Source organism: Rhodobacter sp. P2_H5 (assembly GCF_056403335.1).
Window position 1 is genome coordinate 1 of sequence record NZ_JBFUFS010000152.1, and the last position, 537, is coordinate 537.

Below are 537 nucleotides of genomic sequence, written 5' to 3' on the forward strand. Positions count from 1 at the left end.
ACCATGGAAAGCCCGCCCTCCTGGCGGAGGCGCCTGATCCGCTCGACCGTCTCGCCACGGCTGGAAAACATCGCGAGCGAGAAGGGATCGAGGAGGAGCCGGCCAAAGACCCAGCCCTCGGGACCCTTGATCGCCATCTCGGAATAGAGGCCCTGAACCGGGGCGATGGATTTGAGCTGGTGCAGCATGCCCGAGGTCACGGCGAGGCGCTTTTCCGAGGCCAGAAGGTCCAGCGTTTCGGGCTTCTGGGCCATGACGACGGTCCAGTCCGAGTTTTCGAGGCACACCCGGGCGGCGGCATTTTCTTCATAGTCGCGGAAGCTTTGCGTGCCGGTGATCAGCGCTGCATTGTATTTGCGCGCCCGCCGCACCAGGGCTTCAATGAAGCGCGCCGTGGCCTCGGTCTTGAGCAGATCCCAAGCCTCGTCGATGACCAGCGCCACCGGAATATCGCGGGCGGTCTTGTACATGAGCTCGGAGGACAGAAACATCACGATCTGCAGGACCACATCCTGCAGGATGCGCTGCCCCTTGATC

The 537-nt window shown here is 62.9% G+C and carries 1 protein-coding gene; it reads right to left on the reverse strand.

What is annotated here, in order from left to right:
- The coding region (locus tag AC1DVR_RS24045) for an ATP-binding protein (protein WP_478003132.1) at positions 1–537 on the reverse strand (537 nt) is incomplete at both ends.